The following is a 7,406-nucleotide window of genomic DNA, read 5'->3' on the forward strand; positions in this document are numbered from 1 at the left end:
CTCCACCGCGCCCCGCTCCCCCGCCCGGCGCGGCACCCAGGCCAACGCGGCCCCGGTCGCGTGCGCCAGCCGCAGCACCGCCGTCAACGCGCCCGGCACCGACGCCAGCCGCTCACCCGCCAGGATCACCGCACCCGGCTGCCGCAGCAGCTCGGCCGCCCGCCCCGCGTCGTCGTTCAACGGCTCGTCCGCCGCCAGCGCGGCGAACCACTCCGGCTCGGTGCCCGGCGCCGCCGGCAGCAGCGAACCGCGCAGCTTCACCAGCCCCCGGGAGGCGAACGCCCCCACCGAGAACACCTTCAGGCCCCTCGCCCGGTTCGCTTTGCGCAGCCGCAGGAAGACGATCGGCGACTCCTCCTCCGGCTCGAAACCCGCCAGCAGCACCGTCGGCGCCTGCTCCAGCCGCTCGTAGCTCAGGCCCGTGCCGTCCACGTCCACCCCGCGCCCGGCGACCGCCGCGGCCAGGAAGTCCGCCTCCTCACCGCTGTGCGGCCGGGCCCGGAAGTCCACGTCATTGGTGCCCAGCACCACCCGGGCGAACTTCGCGTACGCGTACGCGTCCTCCACCGTCACCCGGCCACCGGCCAGCACCCCCGTACGGGCCCCGCGCAGCCCCTCCGCCGCCCGGGCCAGCGCCTCCGGCCAGGACACCGGCACCAGCTCGCCGTCCACCCGCACCAGCGGGGCCGTCAGCCGGTCCCGCCGCTGGGCGTAGCGGAACGCGAACCGGCCCTTGTCACAGTTCCACTCCTCGTTCACCGCCGGGTCCTCACCCGCCAGCCGGCGCAGCACCTTGCCCCGCCGGTGGTCGGTGCGCTGCGCGCAGCCCGCCGAACAGTGCTCGCACACGCTCGGCGAGGACACCAGGTCGAAGGGGCGCGAGCGGAACCGATACGCCGCCGAGGTCAGCGCGCCCACCGGGCAGATCTGGATGGTGTTCCCGGAGAAGTACGACTCGAAGTCGTCCCCCTCCCCGGTGCCCACCTGCTGCAGCGCCCCGCGCTCCACCAGGTCGATGAACGGGTCCCCGGCGATCTGCTGCGAGAAGCGGGTGCAGCGCGCGCACAGCACGCAGCGCTCCCGGTCCAGCAGCACCTGGCTGCTGATCGGCAGCGGCTTCGGGTAGGTGCGCTTCATCCCCTCGAACCGGGAGTCCGCCGCGCCGCTGCTCATCGCCTGGTTCTGCAACGGGCACTCGCCGCCCTTGTCGCAGACCGGGCAGTCCAGCGGGTGGTTGATCAGCAGCAGCTCCATCACGCCGCGCTGCGCCTTCTCGGCCACCGGCGAACTCACCTGGGTGCGCACCACCATGCCCTCGGCGACCGGGATGGTGCAGGAGGCGACCGGCTTGCGCTGGCCCTCGACCTCCACGATGCACTGCCGGCACGCGCCGGCCGGATCCAGCAGCGGATGGTCGCAGAAGCGCGGGATCTGGGTGCCGATCGTCTCGGCGGCCCGGATCACCAAGGTGCCCTTGGGGACCTTCACTTCGACGCCGTCGATGGTGAGCGTGACCAGTTCGACCGCGGTGTCGTCGTTCTTGGAGGCGGTTGGCTCAGTGATCGTCACGCGTGCACCTCCCTCTCGGTGGCGGACTGGTGGCCGGGGCGGGGGCCGTCGGCCCAGACGGTGGAGGCGGCCGGGTCGAACGGGCAGCGGCGCTCGGCCAGGTGCTGCTCGTACTCGGCGCGGAAGTGCTGGAGCGAGGAGACGATCGGACTCGCCGCGCCGTCGCCCAGCGCGCAGAAGGACTTGCCGTTGATGTTGTCGGCGATGTCGAGGAGCTTCTCCAGGTCACCCTCGACGCCGCCGCCCGCCTCGATCCGCTTCAGCAGCTGGACCAGCCAGTAGGTGCCCTCCCGGCAGGGGGTGCACTTGCCGCAGGACTCGTGGGCGTAGAACTCCGTCCAGCGGGTGACCGCCCGCACCACGCAGGTGGTCTCGTCGAAGACCTGCAGCGCCTTGGTGCCCAGCATCGAACCGGCCGCGCCGACGCCCTCGTAGTCCAGCGGGACGTCCAGGTGCTCGTCGGTGAACATCGGGGTGGAGGAGCCGCCCGGGGTCCAGAACTTCAGCCGGTGCCCGGCCCGCACGCCGCCGCTGAGGTCCAGCAGCTGGCGCAGCGTGACGCCCAGCGGGGCCTCGTACTGGCCCGGATTGGTGACGTGGCCGGAGAGCGAGTACAGGGTGAAACCCGGGGACTTCTCGGTGCCCAGGCTCTTGAACCACTCCTTGCCCCGGGCCAGGATCGGCGGCACCGAGGCGATCGACTCGACGTTGTTGACCACCGTCGGGCAGGCGTACAGACCGGCGATCGCCGGGAACGGGGGCCGCAGCCTCGGCTGGCCGCGCCGGCCCTCCAGCGAGTCCAGCAGCGCCGTCTCCTCGCCGCAGATGTACGCGCCGGCGCCGGCGTGCACGGTGATGTCCAGGTTCACCCCGGAGCCCAGGACGTTCCGGCCCAGCAGCCCCGCCTCGTACGCCTCGGCCACCGCCGCGTGCAGCCGGCGCAGCACCGGGACGACCTCGCCGCGCAGGTAGATGAAGGCGTGGTCGCAGCGGATCGCGTAGGAGGCGATCACCATGCCCTCGATCAGCGCGTGCGGGTTGGCGAACAGCAGCGGGATGTCCTTGCAGGTGCCCGGCTCGGACTCGTCCGCGTTGACCACCAGGTAGTGCGGCTTGCCGTCGTTCTGCGGGATGAACTGCCACTTCATCCCGGTGGGGAAGCCGGCGCCGCCGCGGCCGCGCAGCCCGGAGTCCTTGACCAGGGCGATCACGTCGTCCGGGGGCATCGCGAGGGCCGCCTTGAGGCCCTCGTAGCCGTGGTGGCGGCGGTAGGTGGCCAGCGTCCAGGGGCGGCTGTCGTCCCAGGAGTCGGACAGGACGGGGGTGAGCAGCTTCTCGGCCGGCTCGGCGGAGGTCATCACGCTTCGGTCCCTTCCTGGCCGGCGCCGTGGGCTTCGCTGCCGGTGCCGGTGCCGGTGCCATGGGCTTCGGTGCCGCCGCCCGTGCCGGTGCCGGTGCCCGTGCCTTCGTGGCGGGGGGCGACCACCTTGGTGCCGCCGGTGCCGGGCAGGACCTCGCCGCGGGCCAGCCGCAGACCGGCCAGCGAGGGGGCACCGCCGGCGCCGGACTCGTCGTTGGCCCCGGGGCGCTCGTCGGGGAAGCCCGCCAGGATCCGGGCGGTCTCCTTGAAGCCGCACAGCCGGGCGCCACGGGTGGGCCGCACCTCGCGGCCGGCCCGCAGGTCGTCGACCAGTCGCCGGGCGCTCTGCGGGGTCTGGTCGTCGAAGAACTCCCAGTTGACCATCACCACGGGGGCGTAGTCGCAGGCGGCGTTGCACTCGATGTGCTCGATCGAGATCTCGCCGTCCTCGGTGGTCTCGTTGTTGCCGACGCCCAGGTGCTCCTGCAGCTCGGCGAAGATCTGGTCGCCGCCGAGCACCGCGCACAGGGTGTTGGTGCACACCCCGACGTGGTACTTCCCGGCCGGACGCCGCCGGTACATCGTGTAGAAGGTGGCGACGGCGGTGACCTCGGCGGTGGTGAGGTCCAACTGCTCGGCGCAGAACCGGATCCCGGTCGGGCTGACGAAGCCCTCCTCGGCCTGCACCAGGTGCAGCAGCGGCAGCAGCGCCGAACGGGCCTGGGGGTAGCGGCCGATCAGCTCGGCGGCGTCCTCGGCCAGCCGGGCGCGCACCTCCTCCGGATAGGGCGGAGCCGGCAGCGCCGGCAGTCCCAGTTCGACGTTGGTCACCGGTCCACGCCTCCCATCACCGGGTCGATCCCGGCCACCGCGACGATCACGTCGGCCACCTGGCCGCCCTCGCACATCGCCGCCATCGACTGCAGATTGGTGAACGACGGATCCCGGAAGTGGACCCGGTACGGGCGCGTCCCGCCGTCGCTGACCACGTGCACGCCCAGCTCGCCCTTCGGCGACTCGACCGCCGCGTACGCCTGGCCGACCGGGACCCGGAAGCCCTCGGTGACCAGCTTGAAGTGGTGGATCAGGGCCTCCATCGAGGTGCCCATGATCTTGCGGATGTGGTCGAGCGAGTTGCCCATCCCGTCCGGGCCGACGGCCAGTTGGGCCGGCCAGGCGATCTTCTTGTCGGCCACCATGACCGGGCCCGGCCGCAGCCGGTCCAGGCACTGCTCGACGATCCCCAGCGACTGCTTCATCTCCTCCAGGCGGATCAGGAAGCGGCCGTAGGAGTCGGCGGTGTCGGCGGTCGCGACCTCGAAGTCGTAGTCCTGGTAACCGCAGTACGGGTCCGTCTTGCGCAGGTCGTGCGGCAGGCCGGCGGCGCGCAGGATCGGGCCGGTGGCGCCGAGGGCCAGGCAGCCGGCCAGGTCCAGGAAGCCGACGTCGACCAGGCGGGCCTTGAACACCGGGTTGCCGGTGGCGAGTTTGTCGTACTCGTGCATCCGGGAACGGAAGGTGCGCACCGCCTCCCGGATCTGGTCCACGGCACCGGGCGGCAGGTCCTGGGCGAGGCCGCCGGGGCGCACGTACGCGTGGTTCATCCGCAGACCGGTGACCAGCTCGAAGACGTCCAGGATCAGCTCGCGGTCCCGGAAGCCGTAGATCATCAGGGTGGTGGAGCCGATCTCCATGCCGCCGGTGGCCAGACAGACCAGGTGCGAGGCGATCCGGTTGAGCTCCATCATCATCACCCGGATGACGTTGGCCCGGTCCGGGACGTCGTCGGTGATGCCGAGCAGCTTCTCGACCGCCAGGCAGTAGGCGGTCTCGTTGAACAGCGGGGTCAGGTAGTCCATGCGGGTCACGAAGGTGGTGCCCTGGACCCAGCTGCGGAACTCCATGTTCTTCTCGATGCCGGTGTGGAGGTAGCCGATGCCGCAGCGGGCCTCCTTCACCGTCTCGCCGTCGATCTCCAGGATCAGCCGCAGCACGCCGTGGGTGGACGGGTGCTGGGGGCCCATGTTGACGATGATGCGCTCGTCGTCGGCCCGGCCGAGCGCTTCGACCACCTCGCCCCAGTCGCCACCGGTGACGGTGAAGACCCGGCCCTCGGTGGTGTCGCGGGCCTGCGCCTCCTCCGCCCCGTCCTGGGCCGGTCCGTGGGCGCCTTCGTAGTGCTGAGTGTCCATCAGCTGTACGACCTCCGCTGGTCGGGTGCCGGGATCTGGGCGCCCTTGTACTCGACGGGGATGCCGCCGAGCGGGTAGTCCTTGCGCTGCGGGTGGCCCAGCCAGTCGTCCGGCATCATGATCCGGGTGAGCGCCGGGTGACCGTCGAAGACCAGGCCGAAGAAGTCGTAGGCCTCGCGCTCGTGCCAGTCGTTGGTCGGGTAGACGCTCACCACCGAGGGGATGCGCGGGTCGGCGTCCGGCGCGGTGACCTCCAGCCGGATCAGCCGGCCGTGGGTGATCGAGCGCAGGTGGTAGACCGCGTGCAGCTCACGGCCCTTGTCGCCGGGGTAGTGCACGCCGCTCACGCCCAGGCACAGTTCGAAGCGCAGCGCCGGGTCGTCGCGCAGGATGCGCACCGCCTTCAGGAGGTGGACGCGGTCGAGGTGGAAGGTCAGCTCGCCGCGGTCGACCACGGTCTTCTCGATGACCTCGGCCGGGTCCAGGCCCTGCTCCTCCAGGGCGCCCTCGAACTCGTCGGCGACCTCGTCGAACCAACCGCCGTACGGGCGTTCACTCGGACCGGGCAGCACGATCGGGGCGGCCAGCCCGCCGAAACCGGAGGTGTCGCCGGTGCCCTGGGCGCCGAACATGCCCTGGCGGCGGCCGACCACCTCGACCGGGATCTCGCGGACCGGCTGCTCGCGGCGGGTCTCGGGTACCTGCTCGTTCATCGCAGCTGCCCCCGCATCTCGCTGACCGGGGTGGCCTTGAGGGCGAGGGCCTCGCCGAGCTCCTCGGCCCGGCGCCGGTTCACGCCCAGCGGCTCGTGCTGGATCTTGTCGTGCAGCTTCAGGATGGCGTCCATCAGCATCTCCGGGCGGGGCGGGCAACCGGGCAGGTAGATGTCCACCGGGACGATGTGGTCGACGCCCTGGACGATCGCGTAGTTGTTGAACATCCCGCCGGAGGAGGCGCAGACGCCCATCGAGATGACCCACTTCGGGTTGGCCATCTGGTCGTACACCTGGCGCAGCACCGGGGCCATCTTCTGACTCACCCGGCCCGCCACGATCATCAGATCGGCCTGCCGGGGGGAGCCCCGGAAGACCTCCATGCCGAACCGGGCCAGGTCGTAACGGCCGGCGCCGGTGGTCATCATCTCGATCGCGCAGCAGGCCAGACCGAAGGTGGCCGGGAAGAGTGACGCCTTGCGCACCCAACCGGCGGCCGTCTCCACGGTCGTGAGCAGAAAACCGCTCGGCAGCTTCTCCTCGATTCCCATCAGATCCCTCTCAATGCCCTCAAGTCCTCTGGTACGTCCGGCGGGGTGTCCGACGGTGCGCCCGGGAGCGCCCGGCGGCGCCCCGGGGAACGTCCGGCCCGTTCGAGCTTGTCCACTCGTTCACAAGGGGCGGCGGCGCCACCCCCGGCTCAGTCCCACTCCAGGCCGCCGCGGCGCCAGACGTAGGCGTACGCGACGAAGACGGTGGCGATGAACAGGAGCATCTCGACCAACCCGAAGATCCCCAGGGAGTCGAAGGTCACCGCCCAGGGGTAGAGGAAGACGATCTCGATGTCGAAGACGATGAAGAGCATCGCCGTCAGGTAGTACTTGATCGGGAACCGACCGCCGCCCACGGGCTGCGGGGTCGGCTCGATGCCGCACTCGTACGCCTCCAACTTGGCCCGGTTGTAGCGCTTGGGGCCGGTGAGTGAGGCCATCACGACGGAACCGACCGCGAACGCCGCCGCGATGGCACCGAGTACGAGGATCGGCGCGTAGGCATTCATAGCCTCCGCTCCCTCCGTCCAGTCGTCCTTGACTGCAGATCGGAACCAGCGGGTCACGCTGAGGTGAACCCGCGTTCCAGTTCCCGGGATCCACCTCATGTGAGGCAGTTCACAAAGCCTGGAACGAGCGCATCCTATGCCCGGTGGCTTGTGATCTGCGACACGCAGTTCATCGTCATCTTTGTGATCTACGCCACCATGTGAATGGTGGCGAATGTGAACATGCCCAGAGTTGTCAACGCAAAGGAGTCAAATGGTCACAAGCAGTCGCATTTATCTTTGAAGCGGCTGGTCAGGGGTGCGTTTCTATATCAACTATGCTCCGTTGATGGCAAATTTCTGGGCGCCATGTTGACGTGTTATAGCGGCTCACTCGGAGGGGTGGTGGGGGGATGAACGCTTGCTTGACCCTTTGTTCACAAGCGCGCGAAGTCGTGTTGGGGTCTCCTTCCCCCTCCCCCTCCCCCTCCCCTCCCCCACCCCGCCCGCCGCCCGCCGCCCGCCGCCCGCCG

General features: G+C 70.5%; 7 protein-coding genes. All 7 read right to left on the reverse strand.

The genetic code is table 11. The annotated features are described in order from the left end of the window. On the reverse strand, positions 1-1,569 hold a 1,569-nt coding region (locus BG452_RS26040; RefSeq protein WP_188306784.1), incomplete at its 3' end, for an NADH-quinone oxidoreductase subunit G. Next, positions 1,566-2,927 (reverse strand): NADH-quinone oxidoreductase subunit NuoF, encoded by a 1,362-nt coding sequence (gene nuoF, locus BG452_RS26045; protein WP_188306785.1) that lies wholly within the window; start codon positions 2,925-2,927, stop codon positions 1,566-1,568. The genes BG452_RS26040 and nuoF, both read right to left, overlap by 4 nt. Beyond that, a complete protein-coding gene (gene nuoE / locus BG452_RS26050; RefSeq protein ID WP_188306786.1) occupies positions 2,927-3,760 on the reverse strand; it encodes an NADH-quinone oxidoreductase subunit NuoE in 834 nt (277 codons plus the stop codon). Before nuoE ends, nuoF begins: the two co-directional genes overlap by 1 nt. Further along, complete coding sequence (locus tag BG452_RS26055) at positions 3,757-5,121, reverse strand: NADH-quinone oxidoreductase subunit D (protein WP_188306787.1); 1,365 nt, start codon at positions 5,119-5,121, stop codon at positions 3,757-3,759. Before BG452_RS26055 ends, nuoE begins: the two co-directional genes overlap by 4 nt. Then, on the reverse strand, positions 5,121-5,834 hold the full coding sequence (locus tag BG452_RS26060; RefSeq protein ID WP_188306788.1) for an NADH-quinone oxidoreductase subunit C: 714 nt from the start codon (positions 5,832-5,834) through the stop codon (positions 5,121-5,123). The genes BG452_RS26055 and BG452_RS26060 overlap by 1 nt, the downstream gene beginning before the upstream one ends. Beyond that, a complete protein-coding gene (locus BG452_RS26065) occupies positions 5,831-6,385 on the reverse strand; it encodes a NuoB/complex I 20 kDa subunit family protein (protein ID WP_030286559.1) in 555 nt (184 codons plus the stop codon). Before BG452_RS26065 ends, BG452_RS26060 begins: the two co-directional genes overlap by 4 nt. 149 nt (positions 6,386-6,534) lie before the next feature. Beyond that, positions 6,535-6,894, reverse strand: a complete 360-nt coding sequence (locus BG452_RS26070) for an NADH-quinone oxidoreductase subunit A (protein WP_188306789.1) — start codon at positions 6,892-6,894, stop codon at positions 6,535-6,537. Positions 6,895-7,406: the final 512 nt, after the last annotated feature.

The sequence above is a fragment of the Streptomyces sp. CBMA123 genome (assembly GCF_014596465.1).
Lineage (GTDB): Bacteria > Actinomycetota > Actinomycetes > Streptomycetales > Streptomycetaceae > Kitasatospora.